At 39.6% G+C, this 15164-nt stretch carries 17 protein-coding genes; 11 read left to right on the plus strand and 6 right to left on the minus strand.

The genetic code is table 11. The annotated features are described in order from the left end of the window. Positions 1-73: 73 nt before the first annotated feature. The gene (locus tag MKY71_RS00670) at positions 74-754 is read right to left on the minus strand and encodes a DUF421 domain-containing protein (RefSeq protein ID WP_340731228.1); all 681 of its coding nucleotides are present in this window, start codon (positions 752-754) and stop codon (positions 74-76) included. Between the two features lie 186 nt (positions 755-940). Here MKY71_RS00670 and MKY71_RS00675 point away from each other — a divergent pair, with 186 nt between their 5' ends. Then, the gene (locus tag MKY71_RS00675) at positions 941-2140 is read left to right on the plus strand and encodes an MFS transporter (RefSeq protein ID WP_340731229.1); all 1200 of its coding nucleotides are present in this window, start codon (positions 941-943) and stop codon (positions 2138-2140) included. 42 nt (positions 2141-2182) lie between these two features. Here MKY71_RS00675 and MKY71_RS00680 read toward each other — a convergent pair whose 3' ends face one another. The 5 genes from MKY71_RS00680 to MKY71_RS00700 all read right to left on the minus strand — a co-directional run bounded on the left by MKY71_RS00680 (position 2183) and on the right by MKY71_RS00700 (position 6602). Then, complete coding sequence (locus tag MKY71_RS00680) at positions 2183-2863, minus strand: LutC/YkgG family protein (protein ID WP_340731230.1); 681 nt, start codon at positions 2861-2863, stop codon at positions 2183-2185. Continuing rightward, positions 2860-4296: a LutB/LldF family L-lactate oxidation iron-sulfur protein gene (locus MKY71_RS00685; RefSeq protein WP_340731231.1), complete on the minus strand. Its 1437-nt coding sequence runs from the start codon at positions 4294-4296 to the stop codon at positions 2860-2862. The genes MKY71_RS00680 and MKY71_RS00685 overlap by 4 nt, the downstream gene beginning before the upstream one ends. A 19-nt stretch (positions 4297-4315) precedes the next feature. After that, positions 4316-5032: a (Fe-S)-binding protein gene (locus tag MKY71_RS00690; RefSeq protein ID WP_340731232.1), complete on the minus strand. Its 717-nt coding sequence runs from the start codon at positions 5030-5032 to the stop codon at positions 4316-4318. Between the two features lie 110 nt (positions 5033-5142). Further along, on the minus strand, positions 5143-5847 hold the full coding sequence (locus tag MKY71_RS00695) for a FadR/GntR family transcriptional regulator (RefSeq protein ID WP_339174722.1): 705 nt from the start codon (positions 5845-5847) through the stop codon (positions 5143-5145). A 68-nt stretch (positions 5848-5915) separates the two neighbouring features. After that, a complete protein-coding gene (locus tag MKY71_RS00700; RefSeq protein WP_087618520.1) occupies positions 5916-6602 on the minus strand; it encodes a histidine kinase in 687 nt (228 codons plus the stop codon). Positions 6603-6935: 333 nt separating this feature from the next. On the opposite strand from MKY71_RS00700, the gene MKY71_RS00705 reads away from it, so the two are divergent. The 10 genes from MKY71_RS00705 (at position 6936) to MKY71_RS00750 (ending at position 15163) form a co-directional block, all read left to right on the plus strand. Then, complete coding sequence (locus MKY71_RS00705) at positions 6936-9347, plus strand: Na+/H+ antiporter subunit A (RefSeq protein WP_340731233.1); 2412 nt, start codon at positions 6936-6938, stop codon at positions 9345-9347. Beyond that, positions 9334-9756, plus strand: a complete 423-nt coding sequence (locus MKY71_RS00710; RefSeq protein ID WP_340716937.1) for a Na(+)/H(+) antiporter subunit B — start codon at positions 9334-9336, stop codon at positions 9754-9756. Before MKY71_RS00705 ends, MKY71_RS00710 begins: the two co-directional genes overlap by 14 nt. A gap of 1 nt (position 9757) precedes the next feature. Then, entirely contained in the window at positions 9758-10096 is a 339-nt protein-coding gene (locus MKY71_RS00715; protein ID WP_340731234.1) for a Na(+)/H(+) antiporter subunit C, read from the plus strand. Next, complete coding sequence (locus MKY71_RS00720; RefSeq protein ID WP_339174727.1) at positions 10089-11573, plus strand: Na+/H+ antiporter subunit D; 1485 nt, start codon at positions 10089-10091, stop codon at positions 11571-11573. The genes MKY71_RS00715 and MKY71_RS00720 overlap by 8 nt, the downstream gene beginning before the upstream one ends. Before the next feature lie 14 nt (positions 11574-11587). Continuing rightward, a complete protein-coding gene (locus MKY71_RS00725; protein WP_339174728.1) occupies positions 11588-12070 on the plus strand; it encodes a Na+/H+ antiporter subunit E in 483 nt (160 codons plus the stop codon). After that, on the plus strand, positions 12067-12351 hold the full coding sequence (locus MKY71_RS00730; protein WP_008407457.1) for a Na(+)/H(+) antiporter subunit F1: 285 nt from the start codon (positions 12067-12069) through the stop codon (positions 12349-12351). The genes MKY71_RS00725 and MKY71_RS00730 overlap by 4 nt, the downstream gene beginning before the upstream one ends. Continuing rightward, positions 12329-12733, plus strand: a complete 405-nt coding sequence (locus tag MKY71_RS00735; RefSeq protein WP_251691382.1) for a Na+/H+ antiporter subunit G — start codon at positions 12329-12331, stop codon at positions 12731-12733. Before MKY71_RS00730 ends, MKY71_RS00735 begins: the two co-directional genes overlap by 23 nt. 487 nt (positions 12734-13220) lie before the next feature. Then, positions 13221-13592, plus strand: a complete 372-nt coding sequence (locus MKY71_RS00740; protein WP_340731235.1) for a GntR family transcriptional regulator — start codon at positions 13221-13223, stop codon at positions 13590-13592. 4 nt (positions 13593-13596) lie between these two features. Then, on the plus strand, positions 13597-14484 hold the full coding sequence (locus MKY71_RS00745; protein ID WP_340731236.1) for an ABC transporter ATP-binding protein: 888 nt from the start codon (positions 13597-13599) through the stop codon (positions 14482-14484). Further along, entirely contained in the window at positions 14450-15163 is a 714-nt protein-coding gene (locus MKY71_RS00750) for a silver transporter (RefSeq protein WP_340731237.1), read from the plus strand. The genes MKY71_RS00745 and MKY71_RS00750 overlap by 35 nt, the downstream gene beginning before the upstream one ends. Position 15164: the final 1 nt, after the last annotated feature.

Consider the following 15164-nt stretch of genomic DNA (forward strand, 5'->3'; position numbering starts at 1 on the left):
CGTTCCTATACTTGATTTCTGCTTTTTCGTATTAACTTCCAGGAAAATTAGGAATATAATGAGAGTTAATTGCTTATGAAGGTGGACTAGCATTTTTTATACTAATATAGAGCGATCCATTTTCTAAAATTTGCGCATAATAAACATTATTGACGTCATGGATATTTTTCTTTGCTAATTTTTTTCTGAGCCAGTCTTCCGTAAGTTGAAGTTCATTTAAATTTTTTCGAATAATTTGTCCATCTGTAATCAATTCCATCGGCAAGTATTGCGGGGAAGGAGTAGATACGGAAACATCTGCTGTTGTTGCAGTCCGGGCAAGCGGTTTTTTCAGGACACTTAGTTCTCCATTTGTTTCAAAAACGGCATACTGTACTTCATCAAATGAAAAAATACTCTGTTCACGCAACAGCATAGCAAGCTCGTCTGGATGAAGCCGCGCTTTTCTCAATTCATTATTTAATATGACACCATTATTAATGACAATCTGTGGTTTATCGTCAAAAAGGATACGTGCATTTTTTGATCTGAATGAAATATAGCTGACGGCAACTGTTAATACTGTCCACACTATTAAAGAAACTATACCATCTAAAAAAGGGGTTTCCACTTGAGTCGATATTTCGGCAGCAATCGAACCAAATGTGATACCCGTGGCATAGTGGAAGAAAGTGAGCTGACTCACTTGCTTTTTACCGATAATACGAGCGAGTATTAAAATTGCGAAAAATGCACAGCTTGCACGTAAAATCATTTCGCCAAGGTTCAGTTCTATGATAATCCCTCCTTTTAATGGGTAGTATGAATAAAATGCGATAAACTATGCACTTTAACCAATTCTTGATGAGAGTTAAAAGTGAAAGGGTTATAAAACGACAGCATATGGGTGAGCTGAGAAATATGAGAAGTAAAATTGATATAACAGAAAGAATGTGAAAAATTGTCGACTACAACAGTAAAACAATCGAACCCAGTTTATCCCATCATGGTCTCCATTGGGGTATGTCACTTAATCAATGATACGATGCAGGCGGTTATACCAGCGATGTTCCCATTATTGGAGCGTGATTTAGGATTAACGTTTACGCAACTTGGCCTGATTTCATTTGTTTTGAATATGGTTGCCAGCCTACTACAGCCGGCCGTCGGATTTATGACAGATAGGAAGCCATTTCCGTATGCATTGCCGCTTGGGATGGTGAGCTCATTTATCGGGTTGACAATGCTCATATTAGCGGGCGAATACTGGATGATTTTAGTGTCGGTTCTATTCTTGGGACTTGGTTCAGCCATTTTCCACCCGGAAGGATCACGTGTGTCGTTTATGGCAGCAGGTAATAAGCGCGGCTTAGCTCAGTCCATTTATCAGGTAGGGGGCAACAGCGGACAGGCATTAGCTCCACTACTAAGCGCATTTATCATTTTGCCTTTCGGGATGTACGGCGTATCGGTAATTCTTATTTTTACATCAATCGGGATCTTTTTATTAACGAAAATATCAATTTGGTATAAACGTCAGCTCGAGGCGGAAAAGAGATTAAAAATCAAAAAAATGCTGATATCGTCCTTGCCTCCTTTAACGAAAAAACAAGTTGGAATGGCTTTACTTGTGCTGCTGTTCATTATATTTGCCCGTTCGTTTTACGTTACGAATATAACAAGTTTCTATGTCTTTTATTTATCGGAACAGTATGGGATGAGTGTTGAGCGCGGTCAGCTGTTTATCTTTATATTTATGGCAGTTGGGGTTGTAGGCACATTTTTTGGTGGCCCATTATCAGATCGCTTCGGTCGGAAAAATATTATATTGCTGTCGGTGATTGCACCGATTCCGTTTTGCCTGGCTCTTCCGTTTGTCCCGTTGCCTGCTGTAATGATTCTACTCATTATTATTGGACTCTTAATTATGGTCAGCTTTACAGTGACTGTTGTGTATGCACAGGAACTTGTCCCATCGAAAATCGGTACTATGGCCGGGTTAACAGTCGGTGTAGCATTTGGGATGGGGGCAATTGGCTCGGTTGTTATTGGGATGCTTATTGATAAGATGGGCATTCATTTTACAATGAACGCGATATCGGTACTGACATTATTATTGCTCGTGGCATTCTTCCTGCCTCGTGATCGAGTAGGGGACTAGGTAAATAAAAGAACTTCGGATTTTAATGTCCGAAGTTCTTTTTTAATAATCCTCCACCAAAATATACGTCATTCTTACCGGCCCGTGTACACCGACGACTAAGTTCATTTCGATATCTGCTGAGTTGCTGGGTCCTGTAATGAAATTGATACAGGATAAGACATGTGACTGCTCCCGTAGAAACTGAGCAGCCTGTGTCATACGGGGAACGATGCTGCTTTTCGGGATAATTGCAATCGAATTTTCAGGCAAAAATGAAAGTGTTCGACCAATTTCAGGTGACGTTTGAAGCATGATCGTGCCGGATTCCGCTAATGTCACTTCGCTGATTACGACACCGACATTTGCCTGTTCAGCAAAGTCGATATTTTGGTTACCTTTTGCAGATTGCCACTTTAAATGTTCATATTGTTCGAAAACGGGTAACACATTCAGCACTCTAAATCGGGAATCATTACTGTAAATTACGCGCCCGCCACCGTAGTCTGCAATTGTTTCATTTAATATTTCAGGCAATTGCTGTTGGGTGCATCTCTTTAATGTAGTGTGAATGTTTAAGCATTGTTCTCTCAGCACTTCGATAAGTTCTTCCATCGAAGCGTCCTTCAATACTTCGTGTTGAGGCAGGTGCTTCCAGTTTCTTTCAGGTTTTGTTAAAGAAGGAGCGGATCTGCCAAGACGTGCAGCGATTGTTTGTAAAAAGGGCTCTCGATTTTGAATCATTTGGATTTGCCTCCCTTGTTATGCTGTTCAAACCAGTCACGGAAACGTTCTTTTTGCACGGAAGGAAAATCACGATACGCTGTCCAGTTTTTCAGTGGACCGGGACCATTTGTAATTTTTTCGTTTTTCGTAAATGGCTTCATAACGGTTGAAGCCATTTTAGTGCCCAATTGATAGATTGACTTTGAAGAAGTGCCCATCCCAAATGCCTGCATGAGCAAACTTTCACTTATTGGAGCACGGCCTTCCCGTTCAACGATTACTTCCCGGTGCTTATGAAGCAACTGGTGCAATGGAATTTTTACTGGGCATACATCTGTACATGCGCCACATAGAGTAGAGGCATAGGGCAGCTCTTTATAATCATCATAACCACCTAATAACGGTGATAATACGGCACCGATAGGACCTGAATAGATGGATCCGTACGTATGCCCCCCAACATGACGGTAAACAGGGCATGTATTAATACATGCAGCACAGCGAATGCACTGTAAAATCGATTGAAATTCCCCGCCTAAAATTGAAGAACGTCCATTGTCTACAACGACTAAATGGAATTCTTCGGGTCCATCGACTTCAAGCGCTTCTTTTATGCCTGTCAGCACTGTAATATAGCTTGTCAATTTCTGGCCAACCGCGCCAACCGCGCTGCGTGTCAGCATGCCGACGAGAACTTCCATTTCTTCAAATGTGGGAACTAAACGCTCCATTCCCATGACGGAAATTTGTGTTTTCGGCAAGGCTGTTACTAAATCCGCATTTCCTTCATTCGTTACTAAACAAACAGAACCCGTTTCGGCAACGGCAAAATTGCATCCCGTAATGCCGATATCCGCTGTTAAGTAATGGTCTCGTAAAACTTTACGGGCATGAAGTGCCAGTTCTTCAGGTTGGGAAGAAGCCGTATAGCCAATTTTTTGTTCAAACACTTCCCGAATCTGATCTTTATTTTTATGGAGTGCCGGTGTGACGATATGAGAAGGCGGATCATGGTCATCAAGCTGTAAAATATATTCGCCTAAATCCGTTTCGATCACTTCACATCCGAGCTGTTCCAAGTGTGCGTTTAAATTGATTTCTTCGGTTACCATCGATTTTGCTTTCACTATCTTTTTGGCATTCTTTTGTTTCGCAATTGTTGAAATGTATTCGGTAGCTTCTTCGGCGGTTTGGGCAAAAAATACATGACCGCCTCGTGCTTCAACGTTTGTGCTCAACTCATATAAATAGTAATCAAGATTTTCCAAAACATGCTGCCGGATTTCTTCACCATGGTTGCGCCACTCTTCCCAATCTAAGGGATCAACAGCAGCACTCCGTCTTGTTTGAAAGCGATGCTGTGCGCCGGCTACAGCACCACGCATAAAATCATTTTCCAAGTTGGATGATAGACGTTCATTAAATTTTTGCTGACTGATTTTCATCGCCATTTGAAACACGTCCTCTCTATTAGCGGCTATTCAAAATTTCTGCGATATGCATTGTTTTTATATCAATGTTTTTCCGGTCAATCCGTCCGCCGATGTTCATGAGACAGCCTGCATCAGCGCCTATTAAATAATGGACAGCAATTTGCTCGGCAGAAGCGATCTTTTCATCTACCATTTGTTCTGAAATCGGCCCCATTTTAATAGAGAATGTTCCGCCAAAGCCGCAGCAATTTTCCTTTAGTGGCATTTCCATAAGTTCAAGACCGTCTACATTACGAAGCAATGTGAGGGGAGCCTGTTGCACTTTCAATAAGCGTGTCATATGACATGAAGGATGATATGTAGCCGTTCCGTTCAGTTTTGCTCCAACATCCTCAATTTTAAGTACGTCGACAATAAATTGTGTCAGTTCATATGTCTTGTCTGCGATTTTTTGTGCCTTTTCCTGCCAAAGTGGCTCATCTTTAAAAATATGAACATATTCTTTCAGCATATATGCACAAGAACCTGACGGACAGACAATGACTTCTGCATCTTCAAATACGCGGATTGTATTTTTCATCGTTTCTTTAGAAGCTTTTACATAGCCGCTATTATAGGCTGGCTGGCCGCAACATGTTTGGCCTTTTGGGAAACTTATTTTACAGCCTAAGCGTTCCAGCAGCTCAACCGTGTTTTTTCCGATATTACTTTGAACCATATCAACTAAACATGTAGCGAATAATGATACATTCATCCAATCCCCCCTGTTCTATTAAATTTACAACTTTCTGATAATTAAGTCAACAGGTCATCTGATGACTTAATGAAATAGTATTTAACGAGAATAATAACGTTTAAAAAACATTATTGTTCAAAAAGTAATGATTCAACGGTTTTAAGGTGTTTTGCCATCGCCTCTTTAGCCTGTATATCATCTGCATGCACTAAAGCGTTGTAGATCGCAGTATGTTCTTCATGTAAATTGTGTAAAGCGGCATGATCTGAAGTGGATAAAATGGAACGGGTATGCTGGATTTGCCGTGCAATTGGCTTGGAAACACTTTGAAGCATCGAAACAAGGAGAGGGTTATCCGCTGCTTCGGCAATGATTGCATGAAATTGCATATCGGCATTACTGCTTGCCTCAGGATCGATTAGTGCATCATTCATTTTACTGAGCGCTTCTTCTAATTGTTCAAGCTGCCGAGTCGTTCTGCGTTTTGCAGCATTCTCAATAAGACCTAATTCTAAAATTTTCCGTACTTCAAATATTTGCTGTAAATCCTGCTCAGAAAATGAGGCATATGTAGGAATATTTAAAGAAATATCCTGGGCAGTTACTTTGCGGATATAGGTTCCTTCTCCTTGGCGAATTTCGATAATACCCCGTGCCTGAAGAGCAGTTAATGCTTCACGGATGGCAGAGCGCCCAACTTCAAAGTTTTTGGCAAGCTGTTCAACGGAATCTAATTTATCGCCAGGCGAAATTTCCCCGATCGTAATTTTATGTTCAATTATAGCGGCAATTTGTTCGTATAGTTTCTTAGTCTTTGGTACTTCAAATTTCATTTTAAAAGTCCTTTCCTATTTTATATTCTAAAAAAAGCTGCTCCAATAACTTGGAAACAGCTTTCGTATTAAGGTTTTAGTGATGTAAAACGATCTTTAGGTAGAATTTCAGGGTTATTAACAGTACCTTCTGTTATATCAGCCTCTAAAAGTTTCCCATTATAATTGAATTTGAATATCCCATTATCGAAGTCTGTTCCGATTTCCTTAAAGAAAATACCTTCCAAAGCCACTATTTTAGGGCATGTAAACACGACTTTATAGTAGTCATTTTCTTGGATTATATAAGCACGGACACCTTTTTCATAAACATCGATCAGCTCATCCTCAGAAGGACGCTTTACCGATACAATATGAAAATCAACGAATGGTACTTCTTTTAAAAGGACATTCAAGAAGGAACCTTTTGTGATTTCCTCCCAGCGGCTTTGAGCACTTTGACCCACAATAATTTGAGTGATATTAAAGTCCATTGCAATCTCTGTTATAACTTTATGGAATGGACGCTTTTCATTATCCTTAATAATGAATTGTTCAACTTCCAATTCATCAGTCAGTTCTTTCCACTGTTCGATATAGCCGGATTTTTCAGCATCAAATGCATCAAGTGGCTTTGAATCAACAGTCAACACATATAATGGGCAGTCAAGTAGTGTAGCAAGCTTGTGTCCTCGGCGAATTAAACGCTCACCATTTTGTCCGTAGTATACACAAACCAAAATACTTTCGTCTAATCGGCCTTTAACATGTTTCATTTTAGTTCGCACCTCTTTTTCTTATCCTATAATAATGAAATGAATCCGAATATATTTTTAGAAATTAAGCATAATTGAGATAATACGAAGGCTATTACAGTGCAATGCACTCATTATTATTGTATACTTATTTCTATGATGCATATTTATATTCAGTAAATTTTTGTTATATTTTTTGCATTTGTAATTCTTAAAAGATTACTGTTGTTGGAAAATATATTCCCCATATGCCACATTATTATGAAGATAGTTATATAGATAGTCAAGTGTGATTGTTCGAATGCCGAACTTTACATATTATTATCGGCTCAATAGGTTAGGAGGTTATTGCTTTTGGTTATTGCTTTCTCGATTATGCTCCCATTTATTGCTGCAGCATTAATCCCGTTAATATACAGAGGATTTAAAAATATACATTTAGGTTGGTTCGTATTAATTGTCCCTGTTGCGTTGTTTTCGATTTTAGCTACATATATCCCTCGAATTGCCAATGGCGAAGTGTTCATCAAAACATTTGAGTGGATCCCCTCTTTCGGTATTAATATTACTACTTATTTAGACGGCTTGAGTATGATTTTTAGCTTACTCATTACTGGGGTAGGCAGTTTAGTAATACTTTACTCAATTTTCTATTTATCAACGAAAGAATCATTACACCATTTCTATTGCTATTTACTATTATTTATGGGCGCGATGTTAGGCGTCGTATTTTCGGATAACTTAATGGTGCTTTATGTATTTTGGGAATTAACGAGCGTATCGTCTTTCCTGTTAATTGCATTCTGGCATCATCGTAAAGCATCTCGTGCAGGTGCGCGAAAAGCAATGACCATTACCGTTTCTGGTGGGGTTGCTATGCTCGCCGGTTTTTTAATGTTATATGTTGCATCCGGAACGTTTAGTATTCGCGAAATTATTGAGAATTTGGATGTCGTGCAATCGAGTGTTTATTTTGTTCCGGCAATGTGTCTTGTACTTTTAGGTGCGTTTACAAAATCAGCACAATTCCCATTCCATATTTGGCTGCCGGATGCGATGGAAGCACCGACACCTGTCTCCGCCTATTTACATTCCGCAACGATGGTAAAAGCGGGTATTTACTTAGTAGCTCGTACAACACCGATTTTCGGCGGGCATGAAGTTTGGTTTTGGGCAGTGAGCGGGGTAGGTCTTCTAACATTATTCTGGGGCTCGTTCAATGCGGTTCGTCAGTATGATTTAAAGGCATTGCTCGCATACTCTACGATTAGTCAGCTTGGACTGATCATGTCATTATTCGGTCTTGGTTCTGCAGCGCTGCATTTTGGCTATTCAACACAGTCAGTAATATATACGCAGGCTACTTTTGCTGCACTATTCCATTTAATCAACCACTCAACATTTAAAGGCGCGCTCTTTATGATGGTCGGTATCGTCGATCATGAAGTAGGCACACGTGATATTCGCCGACTAGGCGGCTTGATGTCGTTAATGCCATTTACATTCACAATTGCCGTCATCGGCAGTGCCTCAATGGCAGGTTTACCACCATTCAATGGCTTTTTAAGTAAGGAAATGTTCTTTACAGCAACATTAAAAATTACACAGCTTGATATTTTCTCACTTGATAGCATCGGTCTTTTATTCCCGATTATCGCCTGGGTGGCAAGTGTGTTTACGTTTATTTACTGTGTCATTATCGTCATGCGTACTTTCTTCGGGAAAATACAGCCGGATCGTTTGGAAAAGCCGCCACATGAAGCGCCATTTGGTATGCTGATTTCACCATTTGTTTTAGTTGCATTCGTTATTGGAATTTTCATATTCCCGAATGTTTTGGGACATTATATTTTAAGTCCGGCGATGGCAAGTATTTACCCGATGTTTCCTTCGGCAGAGGAACTGACGCCTCATATCGCAGCGTGGCATGGTTATATTAATACAGAACTTATTATGACGTTTGGTGTCATTGTTGTGGGGGTTTTCTTATACCGCACAATAAAAAAATGGCGTCCGGTCTATCAGTTAATTCCGCAAAGTTTTACGTTAAATGCGATTTATGAACGTGTGATCAATTCAAGTGAGGGTGTATCAGGACGTGTAACAAACCGTTATATGAACGGTAATTTAACGTATTATTTCGTTTATATTTATGTGTTTTTCGTTGCATTACTTGCAGGGTATATGATTTATGCGGACGTATTCAGCTGGGATCCTTCAAAAGACTCGGTAATCGAGCCTTATGAATTAGTTCTGGTATTTGTTATGATTGCGGCTGCAATTGCCGTTATTTTTGCAAAGCAGCGTATTACTGTCGTGCTGTTGAACGGGGTACTCGGTTATTCTGTTGCCTTTTTCTTCGTAGTATTTCGAGCTCCGGATTTGGCGCTCACACAGCTTGTCGTCGAATCGGTTACAACAGCACTGTTCTTATTATCATTCAAATATTTACCGAAGCTTAAAAATGAGTATATTTCGAAAAGCTGGCGTTTTGCGAAGGTTACAATTTCGATTGCGGTCGGTGCAACTGTGACACTGATCGGATTAGCTGTAATGAACTACGATCGTTTTGAACCAATCTCGAAATACTTTGAGGAATCGTATGATCTGGCAGGCGGAAAAAATATCGTCAACACGATTTTAGGCGATTTCCGTGCATTTGATACGATGCTTGAAGTAGTAGTACTTTTCATTGCAGGACTTGGCGTCTACACACTTATTAAGCTTAAGGCGAAAAAGGGGGATGCAGACGTTGAAAGTAAATGATGTTATTTTAAAATCAGTTGTACGAGGCGTTGTGTTCATCGTCTTTACGCTTGGTATGTATTTATTTTTTGCGGGACATAATGCTCCGGGCGGCGGATTCATCGGCGGATTAGTGCTTGGCTCGGGGATTGTCCTGCTATATTTGACGTACGACATTGAAACCGTGCATAAAGGCATGCCGTTCGATTTTAAGAAAGTTGCTGCAATCGGTGTATTGCTGGCGACAGGTTCGGCCATTGCCTCGGTTTTCTTTGACGTACCATTTTTAACACAGACAGATGGCTATTATAATCTCCCGTTAATAGGAGAAAAGCACTTGTCCACTGTTACGATTTTTGAAGCAGGTGTCGCATTGACGGTTGTCGGTACACTCGTAACGATTATTTTAAATATAAGTGAGGATGAATAATATGGAATCATTAATGATTGTACTTGTCGGCATTCTAGTCGCAGTCGCTACATATTTAGTCCTCTCTCGTAGTGTCATACGCGTGATTGTCGGCACCGCCATTTTATCTCATGCCGTTCACCTATTGTTATTGACGGTCGGCGGATTAAAGAAGGGGAGTGTGCCGTTATTAGGTCAAGCGGCCGCACCATATACCGACGCTTTGCCACAAGCATTGATCTTAACAGCAATCGTTATCAGCTTTGCTGTTACCGCCTTTTTACTCGTCCTGGCCTATCGTATGTATTTAATGAACGGAACCGATGATCTAGAGGAACTTGGAGGGTCATCAGATGAATAATATAATTGTTTTACCAATGATTGTGCCGATTATCACGGCCGCATTATTAGTATTTTTAAATAATAATATTAAACTTCAGCGAGTTGTAAGTTTAGTAACAATGATTTTTGTAATAGCGACATCCGTTGTCCTGTTACAGCTTATTCAAACAGAAGGTATTATGCGTATAGACTTTAGTGGTTGGGCACCGCCGTTCGGTATCTTATTTGTTGCCGATTCATTTTCGGTACTTCTTGTTTTAACGGCAAGCATTGTTACAGCAGTCTGTTTAATTTATGCCTTTTCTACAATTGGCGAGCGTCATGAAAAAATGTATTTTTATCCGTTCGTCCTGTTTCTACTTGCAGGTGTAAACGGTTCGTTTTTAACAGGCGATATTTTCAACTTATTCGTTTGTTTTGAAGTAATGCTCCTGGCGTCTTATGTACTTGTTGCTTTGGGCGGTGGAAAGATACAGCTGCGCGAGTCGATCAAGTATGTACTCATTAATGTAGTCGCTTCATGGATTTTCCTTGTGGCCCTCGCATTCATGTACGGAACGTTAAAGACATTAAATATGGCACATATTGCACAGCGCGTTGCAGAAGCCGGCCAAGATCCGTTACTGACGGTTGTAGCACTAGTTTTCCTCATTGTATTTGCTTTAAAGGGAGGCTTGCTGCTGTTCTTTTGGCTGCCTGGTTCATACAGTGTGCCTCCAACAGCGGTACAGGCATTATTTGCTGCGCTACTAACAAAAGTCGGTATTTATGCATTATTCCGTACGTTCACGCTTATGTTTCCATTACAGCCGGAAGTTACGCATACAGCGATCGGCGTGATGGCAGGACTGACAATTATAGCAGGATGTATGGGCGCATTTGCCGGACGCGATGTACGGACAATTGCTACGTATAACGTTATCATCAGTGTTGGCTTTATATTGACGGCACTTGCAATCGGAACTGAATCTGCAATGGCAGGCGCGGTATATTACTTAATCCACGACATGCTCGGTAAGGCATTGCTGTTTTTACTTATCGGAACAATGGTGCTTTTAACAGGGGAAATTGTCGTGAAAAATATGAATGGTTTAATTCGAATTTATCCGGTATTCGGCTGGCTGTTCTTCATTATGTTATGTGCACTTGTCGGAATTCCTCCATTAAGCGGATTTATCGGAAAAGTATTGATCGGCCAGGGTGCTGTTGAAACAGAGTCCTATATTTTATTGGCACTGGCATTCGGTTCGAGTATCATCGTGCTCTATTCATTAATGCGTATTTTCCTTGCTTCATTTTTTGGAGAAACATCGATTAATGAAGAGGACAAAATTCGGATGCCACGCGGGGCGATGGTATCATTTGTGCTATTGACGATCTGTATTGTTGCTTTAGGGGTTGGCGCAGAAGGTCTGGCGGTTTATGTGAATGATGCTGCCTACACATTATCAAATCCTTCCGTATACATTGATGCGGTTTTAAATACGAATAAATAAAGGAGGGTGAGCACATGCTAGGTCAATTTATTATTAATTTATTTATTGCGGCGCTTTGGTTTTTGCTGAAGGATGATCCAACTGCAGACTTTACGACATTTATGTCAGGCTTTTTAGTCGGAACATTGATTTTATATGCTATGCATCGATTTTTCGGAACACAGTTTTACTTGCGTCGTGTATTAAAGATTATTAAGCTCATCCTAATATTTATTCGAGAGCTGCTTTCATCAAGTATTTCTGTATTAAAACAAGTGCTGGATCCACAGATGAATTTTACACCGGGTATTTTTACTTATGAAACAAAATTAAGAGGGGACTATCAAGTGACAACATTGGCCCTGTTGTTAACGTTGACACCGGGTTCAGTTGTAATGGAAGTCTCAGAAGATAGCAGTACGTTTTATATTCACGCGATGGATATAGAAGAATCGAAAGAAACGGTACTCCGTTCAATCGGCAAGTTTGAACGTGCCATTTTGGAGGTGACACAATGATCGATTTAATTCTAAAGGCGGCACTTGTTCTATTTATGGTGGCAATCGGACTTTCCCTATTTCGTGTAATAAAAGGGCCGTCACTGCCTGACCGCGCAATCGCTCTTGATACGATTGGTGTTAATTTAATTTCTGCCATCGCCATCGTGTCGATTGTTTTAAAAACAAAGGCATTTCTGGAAGCCATTTTAATACTGGGGATTTTAGCATTTATCGGAACGATTGCATTCTCGAAATATATAGAAAGAGGTGTCATTGTTGAACGTAAATCAGCTGATTGAATTAATGGCGGCACTTCTTATCTTGTTCGGTGCAATTGTGAGTGTCATTAGCGCATTCGGCATGATACGTTTACCGGATGTGTATACACGCTCACATGCAGCTACGAAGAGTGCGACACTTTCTGTATTGCTTTGCTTGTTCGGCGGGTTCATTTACTTTTGGATCCATGATGGCTATGTGAGCATTCGTCTCATTTTAGGAATTATCTTCGTATTTATTACGGCACCTGTTTCCGGGCATTTAGTATGTCGCGCAGCATATCGTTCGCGCGTACCACTGGCGGAAGGTTCTGGGGACGATGCATTGAATGAAATTCTATTCGGCGAAGAGAATTTACAAGTAAAAGAAGAAGTGGAAGCCACATTGAAGGAAATTAAATAATGAATTTGAAAAGCATTTTAGAAGTGATAACATATCGCTTTTAAAATGCTTTTTTTTAGTGGATAACAAATAGAACGATGTGGATAACTTGTAGATAATGTAACAAATTTATCGAATAACGGAGGACTGTTTTTTATTTTTAACAGATCATGGATATAAGAAATTAAAAATATTCCTATTTCGTATAAAAATAAATAGACTTTACTAAGAAAAATGTGACGGTTTCTAGAACAAATGAAAATATATTTGAATATTTTTTTGAAATCTTGTTCTAAAATAGAATTTCAAAATATTTTTTGTGGATAAATATAATTTAACCTGTTGAAAAATGGTGATTAAATTGTGGATAATCGACGTTAATGTGTATAACTTTGTGGATAAATAGTATATGTGGATAATATTTCTTGATTTATTGACAAATAAGCTTATTTTTTATATAGTACATTACAACACTAATGTACTGGATAACTTAGAAAGGAGGATCTCTTTGATTTTTAACACACAGAGTACAATTCCAATTTATATGCAAGTAGCGGAATGGATCGAAAATGAGATATTGGCAGACCGGTTGCTTCCGGAAGGAAAAGTTTATTCCCAGTATCAGCTTGCTGAAATTTTTAATATTAATCCGGCAACCGCAGGGAAAGGTCTGACGATTTTAGTAGAAAAAGAAATTTTATATAAAAAGAGAGGGCTTGGTATGTTCGTGATGGGGGATGCAAAACATCGGATTTTAACAACGAGACGAAGTGATACATTGACGAAGATGGCAAAGGAAATTGTAGAAGAAGCAAAACGTTTAGGGGTAATGGATGAAGATTTGATTGAGCTGATCAAGCATATTCAAAAGGAGGGGTGAATAAATGATTGTTTGCGAACAAGTGGAAAAGCGGTACGGCAGAAAGACGATATTGACACAGGTATCTTTTGAAATTACAGAACCGAAGATTATTGGGCTCATTGGACGAAATGGTGTCGGCAAGTCGACATTGCTGAAAATATTGGCAGGGCATGTAAAAACATCAAATGGAAACATTGAAGTCGTTGGAAAAAGACCATTTCAAAATTTAACGGTGTCTGCGAATACCATTTTTATCGAGGATGCGATGACTTTTCCGTCAGTGATGAACTTACAGGAAATTCTTGAATCGGGGGCAAAGTTTTATAAAAACTTTGCAACAGAATTAGCATTTGAACTACTGAAGTTTAGCAGGATATCCGAAAAAAATCACCACCATCACTTATCCAAAGGTCAAAAAGCAGTATTCAATTTGATTTACGGTATTGCCAGCCGCTGTGCGATTACATTGCTGGATGAGCCGATGAATGGCATGGATGAGACAATCCGTGATGATATGTATCGCGTTATTTTAAAGGACTTCATGGCATATCCGCGCATAATGATTATTTCCAGTCATTATTTAAATGAAATGGAGCATTTAATCGAAGACATTTTGCTGTTGCATGAAGGGCAAGTCGAGTTATTCGCTCCAGTCGAAGAGGTGCAGCAGCTAGCGGTCAAGTTGGTAGGGCAAAAGGAGAATGTGGAGCCGGCACTAAAAGAATATGAAGTACTTGCGACATATGAAAACGGTCCAATTTATGAAGCGATTGTGAAAAACAGTGAATTGCCATTACCTGATGGCGTAAGGATGCAAAGTTTATCGACTAGTGATGTATGCAAAGCGTTGACGACATCGAAAGGGGGTTCCGTTGATGACATCTATCGTAACAGTAAGTCCAATGCGTAATATTTATGAGCAGGTAAAATGGAAATGTAAGGCGTACAGCTCGCTGTTCAGTACGGTGCTGATTGTATATATTTTTATGGGATTACTTTCAGGTGGTATGAGCGGTTCATTAGGAACAGGAACCAGTTTTGTAAATTATGAAGAGCGCTTTTATTCATTGGACGGATTTTTTATTTATACGATTATACTCATGCTGATTTTAGGGTGGATGCTTGCTTCAAAGCAGCTTACCCGGCAAAATTATTCGATTGTCACGACAAATTTAACAGAAGTTGCTTCAACAGGAATATTCCTTATCGTTTTATGCATTTTTACACTTGCGGCTGCAATTAGCACTTTAATTATTTCAGTTTTTATTAATCTGTTGAGTACGGGAGAACAGAATATATATTACGACTCCACTATTTCATTTACTGCTATTATCGGTTTTATTGTTTGTACATTACTTGCCGCATCGATCGGCTATTTTTTGCACGCCATGTTTGATTTCTCAAAGATCGCTTTTATCGTACTCGCTGCCGGTATCTTCTTATTAATTCGGCAATATACGTATGATATATGGCAATTTGTTTTTGGTGATGGAGCGATGCAGATTATCGGACGAAGTACTGTTTATGTCATCGTTATTTGGCTTCTGATTGCGTTGATTCGCCAGAAAAGAGAGGTGACACGCACATGAG

This window comes from Solibacillus sp. FSL W7-1324 (assembly GCF_038008025.1).
Taxonomy (GTDB): domain Bacteria; phylum Bacillota; class Bacilli; order Bacillales_A; family Planococcaceae; genus Solibacillus.